The following is a 21542-nucleotide window of genomic DNA, read 5'->3' as shown; positions in this document are numbered from 1 at the left end:
CTAGCGGGAATCTGCATGTGTCACCGAGACACGTTGCGATGCAGGATGTTTCGCAGCGGACCTATGTGACGGATGATTGTTGGTGGTTAGCGAACCGCAACTCCCGGTGAAGCCGCCGGGAATAGCCAGCCCTCACCACACGGCCCGAGGTTGGTGTTCAAGGGGAGTGGGGGAGGGCTGTACGTGCTGTCGGGGGCCGCTCATTCTCGGGTTCGTGTCCGGATGACCTTCTGGCGCAGGCTAATAGCTGCTGTCGGTGCGGTTGCTGTGCCGTCGCCATCAGATCAGTGCGGCATCGAGATTCAGGAATCCATAATGGATGTCGATGCGGCGTGCCCACCGGATGGCCAGGCGCCGGTACCGGGGGAGCGGGCGCAAGTCTGCTCCACGATCCACCGGCCGCAGTGACTTTGTCCCGGGTTCCGCGGCGGGATGTAATTCGACGCAGTAAATCCCCTTGCCTGGACGGCCGAGGCCACTGGGACGGCGGATCGATAAAACTATCACCGACACGGGTTGCGAGCATGTAGTCTGTACGCCGACCTGCGACAGCGCCGGGATCGACGGCCCATTCCCATCGCGGAACCCGAGACAAAGGTCACCGCCAGTCGGCTAGTCGTGGAACAAACCATGGCCCGGCCCCACCGATATCGGCGACCGGTGATCGATGGGAACGCCGCATCGACATCCACTGTCGATTCCTGAATGTCGGTGCCGCAGTATCAGACCGCGACGACTCAGCAACTGAACCTGATAGGAGCTCCTAGGGCACAGCGTGGTAGTCGGATAGGGCGAACTGAGTCATTTGGCTACGGAATTGTCGAGCCAGGCCCGGGAAAGCCGCGGGATTAAAACCATCTTCCCCGACAGGCCAAGTAACGCATCCAGAGTTCCAAGTCGTGCGAGCCAAGTGCCGTTGAACAACCGCGTTGAATCGGTCCTGCGCTGACTTTCGTACATCAATATATCGGAGCCCCCATCGCTCCAGCGTCCGCACCGACTCTACGATGTAATCTATCTGCGCCTCCAGATAGGCTAGGGCTGTGTGGAAATACGGACCGGAGTTCGGTCCGAAAGTGAAATGTAGGTTGGGATACCCAGAAACATGTATGCTCTTGTACGCGTAAACTCCTTCGACCCATTCTTCCTGGAGGAGACGTGCGCCACAACCACGAACCGGGAATGGTACTCCAGCCTCGCCGGGTGCATCGAAAACGATCGTATCGAAGCGGCGCTCGACGCCATCAACCGTGAGGATTCCGTGCTCCGTAAGCCGAATGATCGGGAAGGTGAGGAGTCTGCAGTTGTCCCGATCTAGAGCCGGTAAGAAGTCATTTGAGATGAGCAATCGCGGACGGCACGCCCGGTTGTCCGGTGTGAGCTGCCGTCGCGCCCATCTATCTTTGACCTGAAGCCTCAACTGGATTTTAGATACCTGTTCCAGCGCGGTGGTGAGACCTGTAGTTCGGACCAAACCGTATCCGATAGACTCGTACGCCCAGAAGTGGGCACTCCGGGCTAGATCCTCGGCCAGCGGTAGTTTCTCGAATAGCGAACGTCTCCACCCTGCCGTCGCGTACTGCGGGTGGGGAAGAACCCATCGCGGTGCACTCTGAAATACGGTGACGTGGCGGGCTCGGTCCACCAACTCCGGGATCATCTGGACTGCATTGGTGCCGGTACCGACGACTGCCACCGTCAGTCCGGTGACATCGATACCGGCGTCCCATCGGGTGCCGTCTATCTTGTGGCCACGAAAGTCGTCGGCGCCCACGATCTCGCGCCTGCTTGCGTTCGAGAACGGCACAGTCGCCACCACGACCGAGCGGGCAGTGATGCTCTCCTCCTCGCCACTGCTGGTCGAGACACGCACATGCCAGGTCCCTCGGGCCTCGTCGAAGTCGAGTCCGTTTACGTTGTACCCGTAGCGAATCCGTCCATCGAGACCATGCCGGGTGATCACGTCGCGCATGTAGGCGAGGACGTCTACGCCCGGCGTATACCTATGGCTCCAGGCGGGATCCCGCGTGAACCAGAACGACCGCAGTGCTGACGGACGACCGCAGGATGCGTCCGGATGAACGCTCTCGCGCCACTCACCGCCGGGCTCAGGTGCGCGTTCGAGAACCACGACGTCCTCGATCCCCGCGCACCGTAATCGGATCGCGGTGCCGATTCCCGAGAACCCGGCACCTATGATCACGACTCGTGTGGGACCGGGAATTGTTTGCCCGGGGTCATCGTCTGTCGGCCGCCCCTCGTCGATCATGCTGCGGCCACCGGTTGGTAAGTGAGCTCGTTGATCCAGGAAGGAGTCGAACCGAGCCATTGTTTAGGATAGTGCTCAGTGATCGTCAACAGGGCATTGCCGAGTAGTCGATGATAGGGGTGTGACTGGTCCATGACCATTTCACCGTAGTACTTGACGAGTTGGTAGATCGGATTGCGGCGGGTGGCGACGCTCCGGTCTCCGATAATGCCGAACTTCCGAATCGCGTCGAAGAGCTTCTGTTCGTCGAGTCCCATCGCGATGATGCTGTCGTGCATACGGGTCAGCAGGGGCAACCCGGTGAGGATGCCGATGAGTAGGGATGGGCGCAGCGCGGCGCCGGCGGCTTCGATCAGCAGTCGGTGTATCGGCCCCGCTCCAATCATGTCCAGCACATGGAAATCCACAGCTAGGTGACGGGACTCATCGGCATTGATTCGCTGAAAGACCTTGTGGCACAGGGGATCCTGGATCTCCTCAAGTAGGAACTTCAACAGTGCTCCGTCGAGTGCCACCTCGAGCATCGGAATCGCTGAGCCTAGTACGGACAGCGGCAGATCGTCTGCGTAGCTGTCCAGCCATTCGATGGCTAGTCGGATGTTGATATTCGGTTCTGGGATCTCGTCGTCATCGAGCATTCCCCAACGGCGCATGAGGGCCAGCTCGGCGTTTGCGTGCTTTTGTTCCTCGGCCTGGAAGTAGCGGTAGATCTCAGCTAGCGTATTGTCCTTGGTTTGACGGCCGAGCGCGACGAAGGCACGCGAGCCGACCTGCTCGATCCAGACCAGATCGGACATGAATTGCTTGACCTGCGGGAGCTGCTCGGCCGTTATCGTATCCGCGCCGGGCTCCGCCCAGTCGAAGTCGCCGAGTGCCCATTGGCGTTGTTTTATGATTTCCAAGGTGTGCGGCAAATCGATTGACATCGCTCTACTCCTTCGCGAATATGGACACAAAATCTTGGCCTGGTGTCCGGAGGCCGGGTATTTCGCAGCGGTAGCCGCTCACGTGTGGCATGGTCGGACAAAACTCTTGGAACTCGTTCCAGTAAACGAAAACGCTCGTCGCTGGCGCATGGTGGCTGTGAGTGATCCGGCGCCGGGCGAAGGCCGCGGCGCAGCGGAGTCTCCTGGCATCGCGGGCCCGTGCGCGCCATTTTCGTCCGTTAGCGAGGTCGAGGCCGGCGAGGCGGGAAGGTGTCAGGCGATCGCACCTGTGATTAGGCGTACGTCCTGGCCATGAATCGACGGGCAGAGGCCCCGCCTCGGGTACTCCGCGATGGCGATTTGAAAGCCGTCTAATCGCGTGGCCGACCACCGACAGGCACGCCATCCATGGTCGTGCGCACCAGGAGAGCGACACCGCCGGGGCGTTCGGCGCACGACCGAGGGCACCGGGAAACGCAGATCGTGCGGAGAGCTCAGACGTCAGTCTGCTGTGGGCGGGCAGTGAACAAGCCGCGAGCGTAGCGGCGTGAACGCAGGGGAGTGTAGGTCCGCAATGCTTGACACCGGGAGCGTGAACTGCGCCACCAAGTGAGGAAGCAGCCCCGAAACACGTGCGCACAAGCGAGACCGCCGCCGCCCACACCGCACTTCGGACACCGCTTCCAATGATCACTGTTGCAAGGCCAGAGCACTCCCTCTCCGATAGCGCCAGTCTCGAGGCGACGACATCCGACGATGAGGACCCGCGCGTGTTGGTCCTCATCCATTCGTTCGTCATCAGCCCGGACTTGCACCGGGGCGCCCCGTTGCGAACCACAGGAACGATGGTACTCACCTAGTATGATCGTTTCAATGCCCACGTCAGCGGTTTGAAAGTATGGCGTACGGAGGTTCATTGGGTGCATACTCAACGGTCGACCAACGACCCCTGCCCACATGACACCCGGCGACGTTGCCCGGCTCGAAGGATCCGATCACGACGATGAACTACACCAGGTTGCTTCTGAAGGCCATCGCGGTGATCCGGACGCCGTCGCCGTCTGGGACCTCGGAACGTATCCTCGACGCCGGGCTAAGGCAATTCGAGGTTGTCGGGATCAGCCGCACACGGATCGAAGACATCGCTCGTCGCGCACGGCTGGCACGTGTGACGCTGTACCGACACTTCCCGAGCAAGGGGCGCATTGTCGAGGCGGTGATTCTGCGAGAACTCGCCAGGTTCCTCGTTGAGTTGGAAGCAGAGGTGTCAAATCATCAGGATCTCGAGGAGAAGATCGTCGAAGGATTCGTTTTCACGCTGAAGGCAGTACGGGGGCACGCCCTGCTCAACAGGCTGTTGGAGACCGAGCCCGAGTCACTACTGCCGTTTCTCACGATTGAGGCAGGGGGTCTTGTCGCGACCGCGTCGAACTTTCTGGCCGACCAACTCGCGCAAGAAGTTGATGCTGCCCGCACGGATGTCGAACTTCACGTGGTTTCCGAGCTGACTGTCCGCGTGATCCTGTCGTTCGTGCTGACCCCATCGACCCGCATATCCCTCGATACCCCTGAGGGTGCGCGCCGATTCGCGCGCCGCCACCTCCTGCCTCAGCTGCGTGACGACTCAGTCGGCGGTAGCGCGACATAATGTCAGATCTGTATCGCTGCCCGGCCGCAGAGATGCGCACCGGTAGAGGACAGAGGGGGGATGCGCTCCTCGACGAAGTAGCGGCATACTCGTTGTGGTGACGACGAAATCTGCACGTCGCGGCGCGCGATTCTCGGCCCGGGGTAGCACCCGGGATGCCCTACTTGATGCCGCAGAGTTCTGCTTCGAGGAGGTCGGATTCTCGGCGACGACGATGGAGGACATCGCTCGGCAGGCCGGCGTCTCTCGGGCCACCGTGTACCGGCACTTCGCGAACCGTGAATCGGTGGTCTCGGGCGTCGTCCTGCGGACGGCTGGCCGCTACCTCGACGGGATTGGCGGGCCACTCGCCGGACAGCCTGATCTCGCATCTGCCGTGCTGGTCTTCGTAGAGACCACTGTTCACGCCGCCAGCCGAGAGAAGTCGATTTCCGCTCTGTTCGTCAGCGATGATCGCCTCGCTGGAATCGGTCTGACAGAGTCCACATCGGTCGCCCTCTTCGAACTCGTCACCGAGTTCCTGCGACCGGTATTCACCCGTCACCGCGATGACCTGCAGCCGGGGATCTCAGTGGACGACGCCGCGGAGTGGATCCTGCGGACGATCCTCAGCCTGCTCACCGTGCGCGGTCCGAGACGACGCAGCCCTGCTGGCCTCCGCGCGTACCTTTGCCGCTGCCTCCTGCCTGCCATCGTCGTACCAGCGTCTACCGAATTGGATCGGCACCGCGGTCACGACGACGTGCAGATCGGCAATGCAGGTGACACAAATCTGCAGTAGTGTCACCTTGGGGCAGGTCAACGCAGAGACGGAGGAGGCTCCGATGGAATTCCCGCAGTTCGACCCCCGAGTTGCTGGGCAGGTGCTCGGCGCAGCAACGGATGTGGGCGGCATCTCGGCATATCTCGGATTTCGTCATGCCGAACTGAGCGCCGGTCGGTTGATCGCCGAGATGGAGGTGCGAGACGAGCTCCTTACCCCCTTCCGTACATTGCACGGTGGCTGCCTGTCAGCCATGGTCGACCATTGCCTGGGTGTTGTCTTTTATCCGGTGATCCCGACCGGCTGCTGGGTCGCGACAACCGAGTTCAAGATCAATCTTCTACGGCCGGTCACGGCTGGCGTATGCATCGCCACGGCAGATGTCATTGCCCTGACCAGGCGATCGGGCGTCGCACGCATCGACATCACCAACGACGGCAGGCCAGTGTGCGCCGCTCAGGGAACGGTTACGATCGTCAGCGACGGGGGCGGCAGCTCGTGACGGATGGCATGATCGAGATGCAGGTACTGGCTCGTGACGGAATCACGCTGGCGGCCGACTACTATCCCCATGGTTCCAACCAGCAGGTTGTGATCCTGCTGCATGGAGGTGGGCAGAGTCGTCACGCCTGGACCACCTCAGCGCTCCGCCTGCGCGATCGCGGCTACACAGTAGTTGCATACGATGCACGTGGGCACGGCGACAGTGACTGGGCCCCCGACGGACGATACGACGTCGAGCACCTTGTCGATGACCTGCTCATAATGCGAGAACGATTCTGCACCGAGGACGCGCCCGCGGTCGTCGGAGCATCATTGGGCGGGATGACCGTTCTTGCCGCGCACCTGCTTGCGCCCCCCGAGCTGTGGGGAGCGGTGGTGCTGGTCGACGTGACCCCACGGATGGAGTTCGATGGCGCTCGACGCATCGTCTCGTTTATGTCTGCGCATCCTGACGGATTCGCGAACCTCGAAAACGCTGCCGACGTCATCGCGGCATACAACCCGCACCGCGAACGACCGGTGCGGCTTGAAGGCCTTTACAAGGTACTGCGGCAACGAGCCGACGGTCGATGGGTGTGGCGATGGGATCCCGCCTTCATCACGAGTCGTTTTCAGGCGTTGCAACAGGACGCGTCCGCCGGTGCCGAGCAATTCGACACACTTGTAGAATTGCTCGTCGCGGGTGCGGGTAGAGTCGTCGCGCCAACCCTACTCGTGCGCGGTGCCCTGTCCGATCTGGTATCGCAGGAGACCGTTGCAGAATTCCTGGAAATTGTGCCGCACGCGGAGACGACCGATGTCTCCGGAACTGGCCATATGGTGGCAGGAGATGACAATGACGCATTCACGCAGGTTGTCACCGACTTCCTCGGACGCACCCTATAGGCCCGATCGCTTCCGGCGGTTGGATGCTGGCTATGGCGTCTTTGCACGAAACCATTGCCAAGGGAACGACTGCTGACGGGCTGTTCTCTGATTGCAAGAAGGCACATCGCGACTTGCAAGGCCAGGCGGCTAAAGGGTGAGAGGCCCATCAGCCGCATATGACGCTGGCCAGAGATAACGGGAGAGGCGCGGACTCCAGGTCGCTAGCGATGGCCAACTGGCGATAGTGCGCGGCCTGGGCAGCATTGTATGTGCTCTCCGTTCGTCCTACTTGTGCTGGCACCAGCCTTGCCCGTTTGAGCCAGTTCGGGCAGTTTGGAGACCAATCTCAACCGTGTCACAGAATGACGCCGGGCCGGCGGCGAACCGTCACGGGTTGAGGACCGCATTGGGCTGTCTCGGAATTCTGTCCGCTGAGTTGTGAGATTCCAACCGTTCGATGGACGGATCTCCGCTCGTGCCGATGATGTACTCACCGCAGTTCCGTGAAAGCGCTGTCGCTCCGGTCGTCGATGAAGGACGCAGGGTCCACCGACGTCGCCCGTGATCTACAGTCACCGAAGCCACGCTGTAGCGGTGGAAACATCAGGCCCGCGGTGAGGCCCCCGGGACATCCACGGTCGAATCGGCGCAACTGAGGGATACGCTGAACAGGATCGAGCAACTCGAACAGGAGCTGCGAGCGACCCAGCTGACCGCGAAGGCTTTCGACGACACCACGCTCGCCTTAAAAGGCGGTTCCCGGCTGTCCCGACCTTGACCGGGCAAGGAATGAGCATCCGCACCGCCTGCCGTGTGCTCGGCGTGTTCGAGCGCGGCTACCGCCATCACCGCAACCGATTACCAGCCACGCCGACTGCGCCACGAGATGCTCGCCGAAACGATCCGGGCTATCCATGTGGGCTCGAGCGGCTGCTACGGCGTGCACCGCATGCACGCCGAGCTCACCATCGGCATGGCTATCGAGGTCGGCTCTGGAAAGGTGCGCTCGATCATGAAACATCTTGGAGTCCAGCAGTCGTCGCAACGGCCGGACTACGAAGCGTCCATCAAGGCAGCCAAACGCTCGGCTGGTGTGTCGCAGTCGAGAAATTTTGTGGAGGGCCGGTGAGTTTCTGAGCGACTTCGCAGTGCGCATTTGGATTGTAGATGCGCAAGTCTGTTCGTCGCGGAAGATATTGCAGCAGAGTGCCATTAGCGCCTTCCGCGCTTCCGCGGTGCGTCGGGATCGGCGAAGTAGACGCGCATGTCGGTGGTCATGGGAAAGGAGCAGTGCTCGGCTATCTCGGCATCCTGATCCCGAGTCACGGTGCGGTGGAGGGTCGCGGGTAGTTCGGTGACGGCGGCGATGAGGCTGTAGCGGACGACTTCGGCGGTCCGTTCGGCGCCGAGGTGTCCGAGGACGAGATAGCGGCTGGAGCGCTCCACGAGCATCGCGATCGCCGATTGGCCGCCGGCGCCGACGATGAGATCACCTTGCCAATGACCGGGGAATGTCGACGATGCGAGCACGCCCGATTCATCGGTGTGTGAGGCGATAGCGCGAGAATCGGTCTCCGCGGGGCGCTCGGCGATCGGTATCATCGGATCGATAAACCGACGGCTCCATGCATGCGGGTCACGACGGGCTTGCGGGCAGCCCGGCCGCTGTGCGGCCCGCGGACGAGTTCACGCTTGAGCTCGCCGCGTAGGTGAATGTAGCTCGCTTGATAGGTCGTTTCGGTACTCACACGCACTTCGCCGAGTCCGGGAAGTCCTTGACCGGCCGGTGGCTGATCTGCTCCGGGGGCCACTTCTTGTTCAGTCGCGTCTGCACATATTCCAGCAGATTGGTGTCGGCCACTAGCTTCGCGGTCTCCGGCGCATCCGCCGCTGGACCGATGCCGGTGGGCAGCATGAGGCATGTAGACGCGCGCGGGGAAGGCGCTTCGGCGCTCGCATGCTACCGCGGACACGTAGGGAGTCTTCACCAGCCGCCGGTAGAGCTCGGCCTTGGTGGCCAGCTCGATCCGGGCGTTCCAGCGGCGGTTCAGGAGCTCAACCTGCATCCGGCACCAGAACGACTCCGTCACCGCGTTGTCGTAGCAATCCGCCCACGCTGCCCATCGACGACACGAGCCCGGAGTCCTTCTCGCACTGAGTGAATGCCCAGGAACCGAACTGCACTCCCTGGTCTGAATGGATGACCGCGCCCTTGCCGGGGCGGCGGCCATCGATGGCCATGCCCAGCGCGTTGCGGCCAACGCCGCGATCTGCGAGGAGTCGATCGACCAGCCACCACGCGACGGGCGTAGACATCGAGCACGACCGTGCAATAGTCCTTGCCTTCGCGGACCTGGATTCCGGCGATCGTCGCAACACGATCTGACGGTGGTGGTATTGGGGGGCAGCGCAAAAGTGCGCACCCGAGCAGCAGGAGGATTGCTTCAGAATTCTGGATCGAGGAGCCATGAACCGGGCCGCTGCCGAGGCCGCGGCAGCGGGAGTTTCGCCTGACGCTGGCTATCGGTGAGTTCGCCGCGCCCGACGCCACGGCTGTATCGGAGCAAGACGCGATGTTCGATAACCACGAGATAATCCGCAACGTGGCAGCAGCGTCACAGCGGCATCGGAATGCTGACCTCGATGGAGTACGAGAACGCAACCACGTGGCGTGAGGTCCACAACTCCGTGAAACCACACGGTAAGACCGGACCTAGGAGACTTGGCCGAGCCAGTTTCCAGCATGGCTGGCAGAAGCGCTCACGTCAGCCATGCTGTTAACTGAAGCATTGCTACCACTACGTCGGTCACCCTGCGCGAGCGATGATGGGCCAGGTCTCCCCCGGATCCGATCTCGCAGCGGATTCTGCTGTGCATGCATAGAGACGACCTGAAAATGAACTACGGGAAGGCTTCGAGACGGTCAGGACGCGACTACGTGGCACATCACGGTCGGTCAGACCGCGCTGGTGGGTCTGGAGTGTCGGCGAGCTTACATCCGGTGCAGGTCGCGAGCGACTCCCGATCCATCGCGAAGCGGCGATTGTCGGATCAAATCAATAGTTTGCGGATTGATTGCTGTCACGTATCGCGCTGAGTCTGGTGATCTATTGACAGGGTGTGACCCAGGACGCATACTCGTACCTCGAGTATCTAGTACTTGCCGTAGCACACATGGAGGTGTCGTGGTCGTGATGGCGCACTTGGTCACAACTCAGCAAGACGAAGCTTTCCGGCCAGCACCAGCCGAGCACGTCGCGTGCAAGATCAGCCGAATCGATGCGTTCTTTGCGCTCGCCGCGATGTCGGGCAACGATGCGAGAGACGAGATGGGAATCTGCCGTGGTGCCTGCGCGTAGTGAGATGTCGGCGTCGGCCCGAGTAGTTCGCGAGAATTTATCCGGCACAATGGTATCTGGCCTCCGAACGTTTGGTCGGACCACGCGGATGGCTTATTCAGCCGTGCTGGGTGCCGCGAGTGACATTGCCGGATCGAAGTTTCAGTGGCGTGAGGCGCTGTATCAATCCTGGTACTTGATTACGGTTACCGCAATTCCGGCGATCCTAATGGCCGTGCCATTCGGGGTTATCGTATCGGTTCAGGTCGGGAATCTGATCCATCAAATCGGCGCAGATTCACTGCTCGGTGCAGCTGGTGGTTTGGGGGTGATAAAACAGGGCGCCCCCATGGCGACAGGATTGTTGCTGGGCGCGGCTGGCGCGGCCGCGATCGCGGCCGACTTGGGCGCCCGCAACATCCGTGAAGAGATCGACGCCATGCGGACGATGGGCATAAGCCCTATGCATCGCCTCGTGATTCCTCGGATGGCGGCGATGATTCTCGTTGCACCGATGCTCAATGTTTTGATCATCTTCGTAGGGGTCGTCGCGGGATATGCAGTCGCGGTCGGTCCTCAGGGGGTAACGCCCGGCAGCTATTGGGGGACCTTCGGATCCTTCACCGTAATGGCGGATATCGGCGTGTCGATAGTCAAGTCTGTGCTGTTCGGCTTCATCGTCGTGATGATCGCGTGCCAACGGGGTCTTGAGGCCAAAGGTGGTCCACGTGGAGTAGCGGATGGCGTGAACGCGGCGGTTGTTCTCTCCGTCGTCTCTGTCGCTGTCGTGAATCTATTGGTCACTCAGTTGGTCTCAATGTTCCTTCCAACAAGGCTGGCATAGATGTCGGAGATGAAGTACACCCCCCCGCGGCTAGTGAAGGCCCGGCGAACAGCGACGTCACTCGGGCACCGTGTCGTTCCGGTAGAGCCTCTAGGTTTCGTCCTCAATTTCATCTGGCAGGCATTGTCGGCGATACCGTTCACGCTCAAACGATATCGAGCGGAGACAATGCGCGCGATCACGGATATGACGTGGGGGCAAGGCTCGATCATCGTGGGCGGTGGAACGGTCCCGATGTTGGTGGTGCTGGGGCTGGTCATCGGCGGCTCGGTCGGCGTCGAGTCCTTCGCGACTCTAGACCTCATCAGTATGGGGCCGGTGTCAGGTATTGTCTCAGCCTTCGCCAATACCCGAGAGCTGGCGCCGATCGCGGCAGGAGTCGGATTCGCGGCACAAGCTGGGTGTCGTATAACCGCGCAGATTGGATCGATGCGGATCTCAGAGGAGATCGACGCCATCGAATCGCTTGGATTGCGATCGATACCTTTCGTTGTAACGACCAGGATTATTGCCGGCGCGGTGGCAATCGTTCCGACTTTTCTTATCGCGCTAATCCTCAGCTACGCGGCGTGCCGGACTGTGATCGTCCAGCTGCACGGCCAGGCCGCAGGTGTCTACGATCACTACTTCTATCAATTCATCAGCGGGTGGGATATCACCGCTGCGGTGATCAAAGTTCTTATATTCGGAACGGCTGTAATTTTGATTCACAGTTATCAAGGGTTCTTCGCGACAGGCGGGCCGGAAGGCGTCGGAATTGCGTCCGGCCGCGCCGTCCGGGCAAGTTTTGTGGCGATCATCGGTCTGGACATGGTATTGACCATCCTCTTGTGGGGTGTCAACTCCGCGATCGAATTCACGGGGTGAGCGCCGATGTCTCGATATGAAATGCCGGGAGTATCGGCAACAAAGCGGTCGTCGATTATTGTCGGTATGGTCGCAGTGCTGACGGCACTGTCAGTAGCGGCCGCTTGGACAGCTGGTAACGCCGCCCGCGGGGACAACCGAATGCTTGTGGTGTTGCGCACCGAGAAAATCGGAGACGGCGTCGGTGTGGGAACGCCGGTGCAGTTCGACGGTGTCGGCATCGGTGCCGTCACTGCCATCGGCTCAGGTGATGGGGCGAAACAGGTGACTTTGATGCTTGATCGAGCAAACTCGAGCGGGCTCACCGACAACCTTCTCGTAGACTACTCGCCGTCAAATCTTTTCGGTATCAGCGAGGTTGCGCTGAAACCGGGCGTTGGGGGCGCGCCCCTGCGAGACGGCGCAGTTATAGACCTGACGGGTCCTCGATCTGACAGGCAGCGAGATGCGACCATGGGTGTACTGATTCGGACAGTCGCCGAGACCACGGGAAGCCTTCTTACCCCGGAACTCACCGATGTGCTGGTGCGGGTTGCTACAGCGGCCCGCCAATTCACGCCACTCATGGAGGCGATTGTGGTATCCGGCCGGAACGTTGCTGAGACACGCTCTGTGCCGGTATCGGAGTTGCTGGAACAGTATGGCTCGATGCTCGTCGGCAGCGCATCGATGATCGACGGCACGGTAGGCCTGATATATCGGCTCACCACCATCGAGATTCTGAATAACCAACGCGAGCTATTCGACGCCACAGTCAGCGTAGTAGGCCAACGCTTCTTCCCCGCCCTCGCGGGAACACTATTCACGGCGCAGGCGCATCTGTCGGAGTACGCGGTAATGCTCACGCCGGTTCTTGCAAGTGGCAGCCGAATGGTTTCGACGCCTGCTGTTTCGAGCATGCAGCTCTCCGAGATACTGTCGCGGCTGGACCGGTCGTTCACGTCGACGCCTAGTGGCCCGGAACTGAGTATAAAATTGATCCTCGATCTAGTGCCCGCGATTGCGGCGTCCTCGCCGGGTGCATTCGTTCCGTCACCGTATTTCGGAGGTGGTCGATGAACAGGCATGGCAGCCTATTGGTGGTAGTCGCGAAGCTCGCGATTTCTGTAGTCGTGATCGCAGTGCTGCTCGCAGCAATCGCGCAGACTGTGCAACGCCCGGTCTCAGGAGGGACTAAGCAGTTCTCATCGGAATTCGTCGACGCGAACGGTCTCAAGTCCGGAGACGATGTTCGGATGAACGGTGTCCGCATAGGCAAAGTGCTTTCGATCTCACTTGAGGATGGTCGCGCAATCGTTACGTTCATGGTCGAACGCGATCGGGATTTGTACGAGAACACCGTTCTGGCGATACGATATCAGAGTCTGGTCGGCCAGCGTTACGTCGATGTTCAACAATCATCGCCAGTCACTGCGGAGTTGGCAGCAGACAGTAGGATCGGGGCTTCCAGAACTATCCCGTCATTCGACATCACAGCTCTATTCAACGGGCTGGAACCGGTTCTGAGCGAGTTGTCGCCAGCAGCAGTAAATAAATTCGCTACTAATATGATCGCCGCTATAGAAGGAGACGGCTCGGGTATCGGTTCGGTTCTCGACTCTATCCAGACGTTGTCCAGCTATACGATGGACCGACAGGCAGTAATTACCGCGTTGGTGGCCAATCTGAAAAAGATATCTGACCATCTCGGCGGTCGGTCCACACATCTGGTGCAGCTTGTTTCGGAGCTGTCGGTGGTTGTCTCAACGCTACGTAGCAAGGTGGATGGAATCGTCGAATTCGCTCTTATGGCTCCAGACGTGATCGCGCCGCTGAACAGCCTTCTCGACGCGATTGGGTTGACTCCTGGAAGCAACCCGGACGCCGATACGCTGCTGCGGACAATATTTCCAGATCCTCAACAGGCAGTCGAAGTACTCCGAAAACTGCCAGCGATGCTCCAGACCCTGAATAGTTGGATTCCGTCCGATAGTCCTGTCGTCAACCGAAACTGTTCGAACGGGAACGTCGACAGCCCGGATCCTTTCCAGGTGATGATCACGGGACAAAGGATATCGATATGCAAAGGATGAAAGACAAACTAGTCAGCATTGTCGGGAGATTCGCTGGCTGGGCGCCAACGGCCGCCTCATCACGTGATTTGCGGGAATTGCGATGGGGCGTCCTCGGAGCGTTCCTGATGGGTGTCGCGTTGCTAGCGAGCGTTTTGGTGTACGTGGTGCCATTCGGCAAGTCGACGTACTGGGCCGAGATGTCGGAACTCGGGTCCATTAAGGTCGGCGATGACGTCCGTATCGCCGGTGTTCCGGTCGGTGCCGTGAAATCGATTGAGCTGCGTCGAAAGGACGTCCGCGTGAGCTTTACGATTGACGATGATATTTTCATAGGCGATCAGACAAGTCTCGACGTCCGAATGTTGACTCTGATCGGGGGGCACTATCTCGCCGTGACATCAGCAGGGACTTCATCCCTTCGCGCCCCGATACCTTCTGATAGAGTGCGTCTCCCATACAGCCTCGGTCGGACCTTTCAGGACGCAGCACAGCCGATCGCGGATATTGAGGGCGATACCTTACGGCAGAACTTGACTAACATGAACCGCGCGATCGCTTCCGGGCCGGCAGGGATCCAGCGAGCAGTCGATGCGTTCACATCGCTCGTCGAAATTCTCGACCGTCAGAGTCGAGACGTGTCGGAAACGCTTGCGATGGCCGACGAGTACATCAGTGCGATCAATAACTCGAAGGCGATCCTCGGGGAACTAATCGCAAGTGTCAACCTTATGGAGACGGTGGGGCTCGGCAAAAGGGCTGAGATTTTCGAGGCAGTCCGGTTGATGGAACAGCTTCTGTCTCGGATCGCAGCACTCGAGCCGGTGTACCGGTCAAGGCTGGATTCCATCGCCCGAGGTCTAGCCGAGATCATACCCGAACTGAACCGTCTAGGCGAAGGTATGGGGCAGATCATCACAAGCACTCGGGACTTGATGTCGAGACTGCAGCCGATCGCTTCCTCAGAAGATGGAATCGTTATTGACCAGTCTGCATCAGTTGTCGTTGCGCAGTCGGTTTGTATTCCCGTCCCTGGAAAGGATTGCTAAGGATGAATAGGATTCTGGCCTCCCGCGGCCTCATATCCCTCCTCGGCGTCGGGGCTATGTGCACGATATTGGTTGCTGGGTATTTCGCGGTACTCAACCCTCCGAAGGCGATGCGGCACTACTGCGCAACCATGCCGGACGCAATTGGACTGTACACCGGAAACCACGTCACCATTCGTGGCGTCAGAGTTGGCACGGTGACGCACATCGAACCTCGTGGCGAAGCGGTGCAGGTTGATTTCGAGGTGGACGCCAACCATTCGCCGCGTGGTGAGGTATCGGCCACTACCCTTTCAGACACCATCGTTGCTGATCGCTCCCTTGCTATTCTCGACAACAGCGAATCCGATGCTGAATGGGATCCCCGAAAGTGCATTTCCCGTACTTTGACTCCGAAGAGCATGACACAGACACTCGATGCGTTGGGTGCCCTCGCAGCAGAAATCGACAATGGGAGTGATCCGGCACAGCGCGGGCAGCTATCCGAGGAAATCGCCGCACTCGACAGCTCGTTGTCCGGCACCGGTCCGAAAATGAATGAAATAATCCGTACACTCGACCGGGCGCTCGGCTCGTCCAACGCTGCCGCCGGACACCTCGGAGCACTCATAGATTCGCTGCACAGCTTGATGAATAGTGTCGCGCATGGATGGGGAGATATCGAATCCATGATCACCCGTCTGGCACCGGGGCTGGCGGTGATCGACCACGGAATCTTCGCGCGAACGGTCTCGATCATCGACTCATTGCGAATTATCGTTCCATGGCTGAACGAAATCACCACGATGTTTGGTGACCAAATCCTCCAAGGTCTCGATGCGACAGTTCCCCTCGCGCGCCTCGCCAGCGCGAATATCGGTACGATGAGGGACATTGTCGACATGGCGCCCCCGCTGCTGCAAGCCTTCGGGGACGTAACCGACGCGCACAGCGGTCGACCCGTTCTGACGTATGCAGCCCCTAGGGTGGCCATGCCCCAAGCTGATGCTGACCGAATATGTGCCGCGATCGGCCTGGTCGCACAGGGCCGTTGCGATACTGCTGAGGACGGTTTGACGAATGTGTCTCTGATTCCCTTGGTGCTCGGAATGGCGGGTGCGCGATGATGAATCTGCGAGTAGACGCGGTGGTCGTTTCTTCCCGGACCCGCCTAACGCAATTCGTGACCGCGGCCGCTGTGGCACTTGTATGCCTTGTCCCCGGCTGCGGATTCGATCCAGCTGCGATTCCTGTCCCTGGGACTGGGATATCGGGGGACCGCTATAGTATCCGAATCGAGTTCGCCAATACGCTAAACCTGCCGTCACAAGCACGAGTGACGGTCGACGGTCTGCGTGCCGGAATTGTCCGTGATGTTGCGGTGATCGATGCCGGGAAAGATAACGACGGATATGTCGTGGTCGACGTGGAAATAATCGAATCGGTGCGGTTGCCTGTTGGAACTACGGCTGAGCTCCGCCAGCCGACCATTCTGGGTGACGTCTCCATAGCGTTGATCACCCCGGAGGCCGGCGGAGGTGGCCTCATCGCGCCGGGCTCCACAATCGATCGAGGACAAACTAAGCCGTTGCTTCAGGTTGAGGACACCATGAACGTCTTGGCGACCTTTGTCCAAGGGGGTGGAATACAGCAGGCTCAGGAGATCATCAACCGCGTGAACTCGGTGCTTCCGGCGGATACACGGGAGACTGCCTCGATCTCGGAAGTGCTGGGTGCCGATATCGAAGACTTGGCACAGCACCTGGATGCTATCGACGGCTTACTGGGTGGACTGCGGGCCAGTACCGATGCTGTCCTGAGCCGAACACCCGAATTGGAGTATCTGCTGACAGATTCTGGAGTGGATCAGGCGGCTGCGTCGATGACGTCCATGATCGGTTTGATCACACTGTACGATGGATTCACGCTACTGACAGATTCCCTCCGATGGATCGGTCCGCTGGCGCAGTCAGGCGACGCGGCTGCCCGTGCTTTTATACCACTCCTTTTCACGTCCCGTCCGTTGGACCTCTCAGCCCCGTCGAACTTGAACAAGATCATTGCGCTGTTGCGCGAAAAGGTCATTCCATTCGTGGAGCACGGACCGAAGGTTAATGTTACCGGCCTTGAGACTGCCGAAGGCTCTCCCGAATCCGAAGCCGACCGGATCGCTGGAATTCTATCGGCATTGCGGATGATCGGAGCAGTGCGATGAAACTGAGTTCGGCACTATCCCTTGTTGCGATCATGTCGGTTTTGATTCTGGGCGTCGGTTATCTCACATTCGGTGTATTGCGAATAGATGTCTTCAGTGACTCGATCAACGTGACGTTGCGTGTTCCCCAGGCGGGAAGTCTGCTAGTGGGTTCGCCGATACTCCTACGTGGTGTGAAGGTGGGAGAGATCGCGTCGATAGAGAAAGCTGAACGCGGTGTCGAAATGCAACTAGTCCTCGAGTCGAGATACCGAATTCCGGCAACAGGGACCGCGACAGTCGAAGACCTATCAGGTCTCGGTGAGCCTTATATCGAGTTCGTGCCGAAGAACGGCGCCGGTCCCTACCTAACCGATGGCCAGCGCCTCGACGCGGTGCAAGTAGTACTGCCCCGTTCGATTCCAGACGTGGCGCAGACTGTTACGGGTCTGCTTGAACAACTGAATCCGCAGGCGATCAGCAACATCGTCAAGACGTTGGATCAAGCGCTGACGGGAACAGACACCGTTATGCCGAGGCTGGCAGCCTCGACGACACTGTTGTCGGAGACGATTCTGAGTAGGTCGCCCGCCATCCGCAGCATCCTCGTCGATCTACAGACGATGGGCGCGGACATGGCTTGGGCCGGGCCCGGGATGGCAGCCGCTGGTCCCTTGTGGGACGAGGCAGGAATGTGGGGTGCTCTCATCGCCGATTCCATCGCCCGGCTGGCCCGTATCGGCACCATGCCGGACGACTACTTGCAAGGCAACGGCGTCGTGCCTTTCCTCGGCGAGGTCACGGAATATCTCAGCCGCATTGGACCCGACTTGCAAGAATTGGCACCAGCCGTTCAGCCGCTGGCGGACAGCGCGGCGATGTCCATGCCACAGATAGACATAAGTGATTTGATAGCACGTGCTCTCAGCGCGACTGGAGACAGTGCATTGAATGTGCGTATCGGCATCAAATAGGACCGAAGCACGCTACCCGAGGAGATATTCATGCCCGTAGAAACCGCTGACAACATCGACGGCCGAGCGGAGACCGTATCCAGTAAGTTGGATATGCCGGCAGAGTCGGTCGTAGCGAACAGGAACCGGTTTGGTCCGGGAAGAACGCTTTCGGTGGACTTGCGCTCGATCATTGTCGGAGCGATAGTGGTAACACTTGTCGTTGGGATGTCTGTTAGCTTTCTGTTGTGGCTCTCTGCGAGGAATGAGCTGCGAGAAGCTGACTCCATTGCGTCTGCGGAAAAGAGGGCTGAAGAAATAGCCTCCGAGTACGCTGTTGGCGCGTCCAATATTGATTATCAGAACTTCGATGGATGGGTACGTAATCTGAAATCGAATACTTCCCCCGCCCTAACGAACAAGTTCGACCTCACTGCCCCGCAACTCAAAGAGATTGTACTTCCGCTCAAGTGGAGTTCGAACGCGACCCCCATTGCTGCGAAAGTGAAGTCGGAAGACGCTGGTGTTTATGTTGTGAACGTCTTCTTGAGTGTGACATCGACCAGCGCACAGACCCCGGAGGGCGCGCAAACAACTGTCACCTACACGGTGACGCTAGACAAGAACGCGGATTGGAAGATCACGGATGTCGGCGGTGTTGACATGGCCCTTCCGATCAAGTAGCCGACGACACTGTCAGTAGCAGGGAACTGAAATTATGACCTCGAAATCTACGATCTTTGTGGCTCCCCGAAAATGCACGCTTGAGCGGGACTCTGGGCCTGCTTTACATATCGCCGAGTGGGGATCGACGAGCCCGAGAGTGACAATCATCCTGGCACACGGGCTGGCGCTTTCTCATGGGAGCTGGGAAGACGTCGCACAACTCGTCGTCACGGCGGATCCCACCGTGCGTGTACTCGCCTATGACCATCGAGGACACGGGCAGTCGCAATCTGCTCCAGCGAGCCTGGAGCTTCTCGCCGACGATCTCGCTGCAGTCATCTCCGCATATGCACCCGTCGGCCCGATCGTGCTCGGCGGTCATTCCATGGGCGGAATGACATTGATGGCGTTGGCCGAACGCGACAACATGGTGCTCGAAGCGCGAGTCGTCGGCGTCGCGTTCGTGGCGACTGGAGCCGGAGATATCCTCGGACGACTGATGCGCCGCGGGTTCTGGTCATGGTTGGTATCGCTGGCGTTGACTGTGGCACCGCTTCTCGTGATCCCTTCCCGGCCGCTGCTCATCGTGCGACAGCTGACACGAGCCGTCTTGTTCGGGTACCGCCCATTCCGCCACGACCTGAACCGAGCGGTAGGGCAGCTGGCGAGCAGCAATCCTCGCAGTGTCGCACAGCTGACTCGTTCGATCCTGTCCCATGATCGCTACTCGGCACTGGATCGATTCGACTGCCGTGTCGTCGTATTCGCAGGTTCGCGCGATCTGTTGACTCCCGTTTATCACGCTCGTGCGATACACCGTCGCGTACCAAAGAGCGGCCTGGTCATCTTCCCGAACTCCGGGCACTTTCTACCCTATGAACGCCGCGGTGAGATTGCGGCCCACCTACTGGGATTGACAATGCCAATGGCGTACTCGGACAGCGACGTTGCATAGCGGCATCGGAGGCTCGAGTTCGTCGTAGGCCCAGGCGATGTCGCCGGACAGCTCTTAGGTCTTGTCCTCATGCCCCTCGGTGGTGACCACAACGGCGATGGCTTCGGTCAGATCCCGGCGCGACGCCGAGGCGACCACACCGTCGCCGGTGCTCGACAGCGGCACACCGGTCTCGCGAACGGTGGGGATGTCGCGGCCGTAGTTCTCGCTGTACCAGCCGTTGCGCAGGATCGTGAACGACACCCCGCTGGCACGCACGCGTCTTCGGTGGGCAGGTGCATGGCCGCGGTCGACAGCGCGGTGTCGTCGGCTTTGAGGCCGCTGGTGTAGATGATCCGCGCGGCACCGGCTTTCGCGACGGCAGCGATCTCCTCGGTGTGCTGGCGGTCGCGGTTGGCCAGGTCGGTGCCCTAGACCAGCACGAACATATTCACCGGCGTAATGGTGGTGGGGTCATCGTAGTCGATGACCGCGGTGTGCACCCCTCGGGCGGCGTGGTCAATGATCTTGGCCAGGTCGCGGGCACCGGCGATCACCTCGGCGGGGTCGGTGCTGCGGTCGAGGACGGCTTCGACGGCTGCTCGGCCGAGGTGACCGGAGGTAACGGTGATGACGATGGACACAGGTCTCCGTTCAGGTTTCGACGGTGGTCAGTTGCTGATGGCGGCTGCGCGATGCAGGTAGCGGCTCTCGCCGATCTGATCGGCGGTGAAGGCGGCGATGCCGGCGCGGGTGATCGCGAAGCCGAGCTTGTCGGTGCCGAAGAACCTGACCGGATATGGCCCTTCGGTGCACAGTCCTTGGGGGGGGCGATGAACCGCACGATCGTCCAATCCAGCCCCGAGGACATGATCTGGTTCGACATGCCGGTGATCTCCTCGTAGGCGCGGGGCATGAACGTGCGCGGCATGAACTCGATCAACCGGGTGATCAAGGTCGGGGACCCCTGCGGGTCCAGTACCGCAGGAGTGGCGTGGCCGACGAAGCGGCCCACACCGTGACGCTTCATCGCCGCCAGGATGGCAGGGCCAGGTTGAACACGATCGCGGCGGGCTCCTTCCAGCGCGCGTGGGCCACCATTGCCAGCGTCATGATCACCGCGAGGCCGACCGCGGCGCAGAGACGTCGATGCCTTCAGCTTCTACCGTCGCAATGCTCCGTTCGTTTTCCCCTCGACACCACCGCCGAGCGGCTACGGTTCGATGCACCTCACGAGCTCGGGCACCTGAGTATTCACTGCACTCATGCTGTGCCGCACGGGCGCGAGGCAGAAGCTGCGGCGAATCAGTTCGCTAGCGCGTTGCTCAAGCATCGCGATGATGTTCTATCGGTGGGACTGCGAAACCCTAGCGTGGCGCAGATCATCCGTGCGCAGGCTCGATGGAACGTGTCCGCGACAGCGCTGGCGAACCGGCTGCATGCGCTGGGTTTGATAACTGACTGGACGTATCGCGCAGCGTTGGTGGAATTGGGCAAGCGCGGATTCCGCTCCGCGCGGCCAGGCTCGGCGCTTGTCCACGAATCGTCACAGGTGCTGGGTGAAGTGCTCGCCGGGCTGCGTGGGCAAGGGATGACGGTGCGCGACATTGCCAAGAGTTCGGTCTCACTCCCCAAGGGGTGACCGAGTACCTGTTCGGACTGACGATGACCCAGCACGAACGTAACGGGT

At 60.1% G+C, this 21542-nt stretch carries 24 protein-coding genes; 16 read left to right on the top strand and 8 right to left on the bottom strand.

Annotation, left to right across the window (positions count from 1 at the left end):
* Window positions 1-763: 763 nt before the first annotated feature.
* Together BOX37_RS27785 and BOX37_RS27780 are read right to left on the bottom strand one after the other, a co-directional pair.
* Window positions 764-2269: a flavin-containing monooxygenase gene (locus tag BOX37_RS27785; RefSeq protein ID WP_084760222.1), complete on the bottom strand. Its 1506-nt coding sequence runs from the start codon at window positions 2267-2269 to the stop codon at window positions 764-766.
* The gene (locus tag BOX37_RS27780) at window positions 2266-3195 is read right to left on the bottom strand and encodes a ferritin family protein (RefSeq protein WP_067488049.1); all 930 of its coding nucleotides are present in this window, start codon (window positions 3193-3195) and stop codon (window positions 2266-2268) included. The genes BOX37_RS27785 and BOX37_RS27780 overlap by 4 nt, the downstream gene beginning before the upstream one ends.
* Before the next feature lie 1003 nt (window positions 3196-4198).
* On the opposite strand from BOX37_RS27780, the gene BOX37_RS27775 reads away from it, so the two are divergent.
* The 5 genes from BOX37_RS27775 (at window position 4199) to BOX37_RS27755 (ending at window position 8106) form a co-directional block, all read left to right on the top strand.
* Window positions 4199-4843 carry a TetR/AcrR family transcriptional regulator gene (locus BOX37_RS27775; RefSeq protein WP_022565909.1) on the top strand — a complete coding sequence of 215 codons (645 nt, stop codon included), beginning with the start codon at window positions 4199-4201 and terminating at the stop codon, window positions 4841-4843.
* 97 nt (window positions 4844-4940) lie between these two features.
* Entirely contained in the window at window positions 4941-5624 is a 684-nt protein-coding gene (locus tag BOX37_RS27770; protein WP_084761047.1) for a TetR/AcrR family transcriptional regulator, read from the top strand.
* A gap of 43 nt (window positions 5625-5667) precedes the next feature.
* Entirely contained in the window at window positions 5668-6108 is a 441-nt protein-coding gene (locus BOX37_RS27765) for a PaaI family thioesterase (RefSeq protein ID WP_030204326.1), read from the top strand.
* An 8-nt stretch (window positions 6109-6116) separates the two neighbouring features.
* Complete coding sequence (locus BOX37_RS27760) at window positions 6117-6995, top strand: alpha/beta fold hydrolase (RefSeq protein ID WP_067488051.1); 879 nt, start codon at window positions 6117-6119, stop codon at window positions 6993-6995.
* Window positions 6996-7863: 868 nt separating this feature from the next.
* Window positions 7864-8106: a helix-turn-helix domain-containing protein gene (locus BOX37_RS27755; protein WP_071930208.1), complete on the top strand. Its 243-nt coding sequence runs from the start codon at window positions 7864-7866 to the stop codon at window positions 8104-8106.
* Between the two features lie 83 nt (window positions 8107-8189).
* On the opposite strand, the gene BOX37_RS27750 is transcribed toward BOX37_RS27755, so the two are convergent.
* The 3 genes from BOX37_RS27750 to BOX37_RS33540 form a co-directional block, all read right to left on the bottom strand.
* On the bottom strand, window positions 8190-8507 hold the full coding sequence (locus tag BOX37_RS27750) for an IS30 family transposase (protein ID WP_167660000.1): 318 nt from the start codon (window positions 8505-8507) through the stop codon (window positions 8190-8192).
* A 214-nt stretch (window positions 8508-8721) separates the two neighbouring features.
* Window positions 8722-8892 (bottom strand): hypothetical protein, encoded by a 171-nt coding sequence (locus BOX37_RS34395; RefSeq protein ID WP_156910579.1) that lies wholly within the window; start codon window positions 8890-8892, stop codon window positions 8722-8724.
* A 140-nt stretch (window positions 8893-9032) separates the two neighbouring features.
* Entirely contained in the window at window positions 9033-9293 is a 261-nt protein-coding gene (locus BOX37_RS33540; RefSeq protein WP_084760220.1) for a hypothetical protein, read from the bottom strand.
* 1131 nt (window positions 9294-10424) lie between these two features.
* On the opposite strand from BOX37_RS33540, the gene BOX37_RS27740 reads away from it, so the two are divergent.
* From BOX37_RS27740 to BOX37_RS27695, 10 genes are all read left to right on the top strand, one after another.
* A complete protein-coding gene (locus tag BOX37_RS27740; protein WP_084760219.1) occupies window positions 10425-11159 on the top strand; it encodes an ABC transporter permease in 735 nt (244 codons plus the stop codon).
* On the top strand, window positions 11160-12026 hold the full coding sequence (locus BOX37_RS27735) for an ABC transporter permease (protein WP_071930205.1): 867 nt from the start codon (window positions 11160-11162) through the stop codon (window positions 12024-12026).
* Window positions 12027-12092: 66 nt separating this feature from the next.
* Window positions 12093-13085 carry an MlaD family protein gene (locus BOX37_RS27730; protein WP_167659999.1) on the top strand — a complete coding sequence of 331 codons (993 nt, stop codon included), beginning with the start codon at window positions 12093-12095 and terminating at the stop codon, window positions 13083-13085.
* Window positions 13082-14098, top strand: a complete 1017-nt coding sequence (locus BOX37_RS27725) for an MCE family protein (protein ID WP_071930203.1) — start codon at window positions 13082-13084, stop codon at window positions 14096-14098. The genes BOX37_RS27730 and BOX37_RS27725 overlap by 4 nt, the downstream gene beginning before the upstream one ends.
* A 107-nt stretch (window positions 14099-14205) precedes the next feature.
* The gene (locus BOX37_RS27720) at window positions 14206-15126 is read left to right on the top strand and encodes an MlaD family protein (RefSeq protein WP_167659998.1); all 921 of its coding nucleotides are present in this window, start codon (window positions 14206-14208) and stop codon (window positions 15124-15126) included.
* A gap of 2 nt (window positions 15127-15128) precedes the next feature.
* Window positions 15129-16232 carry an MlaD family protein gene (locus BOX37_RS27715; RefSeq protein ID WP_084760217.1) on the top strand — a complete coding sequence of 368 codons (1104 nt, stop codon included), beginning with the start codon at window positions 15129-15131 and terminating at the stop codon, window positions 16230-16232.
* Window positions 16229-17320 carry an MlaD family protein gene (locus BOX37_RS27710; RefSeq protein WP_338039752.1) on the top strand — a complete coding sequence of 364 codons (1092 nt, stop codon included), beginning with the start codon at window positions 16229-16231 and terminating at the stop codon, window positions 17318-17320. The genes BOX37_RS27715 and BOX37_RS27710 overlap by 4 nt, the downstream gene beginning before the upstream one ends.
* Entirely contained in the window at window positions 17317-18273 is a 957-nt protein-coding gene (locus tag BOX37_RS27705; RefSeq protein ID WP_071930200.1) for an MlaD family protein, read from the top strand. Before BOX37_RS27710 ends, BOX37_RS27705 begins: the two co-directional genes overlap by 4 nt.
* 30 nt (window positions 18274-18303) lie before the next feature.
* Window positions 18304-18936, top strand: coding sequence for a hypothetical protein (locus BOX37_RS27700; RefSeq protein WP_084760215.1), 633 nt, complete (start codon window positions 18304-18306; stop codon window positions 18934-18936).
* A gap of 139 nt (window positions 18937-19075) precedes the next feature.
* Window positions 19076-19873, top strand: coding sequence for an alpha/beta fold hydrolase (locus BOX37_RS27695; protein WP_167353358.1), 798 nt, complete (start codon window positions 19076-19078; stop codon window positions 19871-19873).
* A 54-nt stretch (window positions 19874-19927) separates the two neighbouring features.
* Here the strand turns inward: BOX37_RS27695 and BOX37_RS27690 are convergent, their stop codons facing one another.
* The 3 genes from BOX37_RS27690 to BOX37_RS36305 form a co-directional block, all read right to left on the bottom strand.
* On the bottom strand, window positions 19928-20131 hold the full coding sequence (locus BOX37_RS27690; RefSeq protein ID WP_156910578.1) for a Rossmann-fold NAD(P)-binding domain-containing protein: 204 nt from the start codon (window positions 20129-20131) through the stop codon (window positions 19928-19930).
* Window positions 20132-20283: 152 nt separating this feature from the next.
* Window positions 20284-20409, bottom strand: a complete 126-nt coding sequence (locus BOX37_RS36310; RefSeq protein WP_358108361.1) for a hypothetical protein — start codon at window positions 20407-20409, stop codon at window positions 20284-20286.
* Window positions 20406-20882 (bottom strand): Rossmann-fold NAD(P)-binding domain-containing protein, encoded by a 477-nt coding sequence (locus BOX37_RS36305; protein ID WP_071930197.1) that lies wholly within the window; start codon window positions 20880-20882, stop codon window positions 20406-20408. Before BOX37_RS36305 ends, BOX37_RS36310 begins: the two co-directional genes overlap by 4 nt.
* On the opposite strand from BOX37_RS36305, the gene BOX37_RS34390 reads away from it, so the two are divergent.
* A complete protein-coding gene (locus BOX37_RS34390; RefSeq protein WP_240505075.1) occupies window positions 20847-21494 on the top strand; it encodes an ImmA/IrrE family metallo-endopeptidase in 648 nt (215 codons plus the stop codon). The two genes, BOX37_RS36305 and BOX37_RS34390, sit on opposite strands and share 36 nt — an antisense overlap.
* The last annotated feature ends 48 nt before the right edge of the window (window positions 21495-21542 follow it).

It is taken from the genome of Nocardia mangyaensis, from assembly GCF_001886715.1.
Classification (GTDB): Bacteria; Actinomycetota; Actinomycetes; order Mycobacteriales; family Mycobacteriaceae; genus Nocardia; species Nocardia mangyaensis.
Note: the sequence above shows the minus strand (reverse complement) of the source record. Positions and strands in the feature narration are given on the sequence as shown.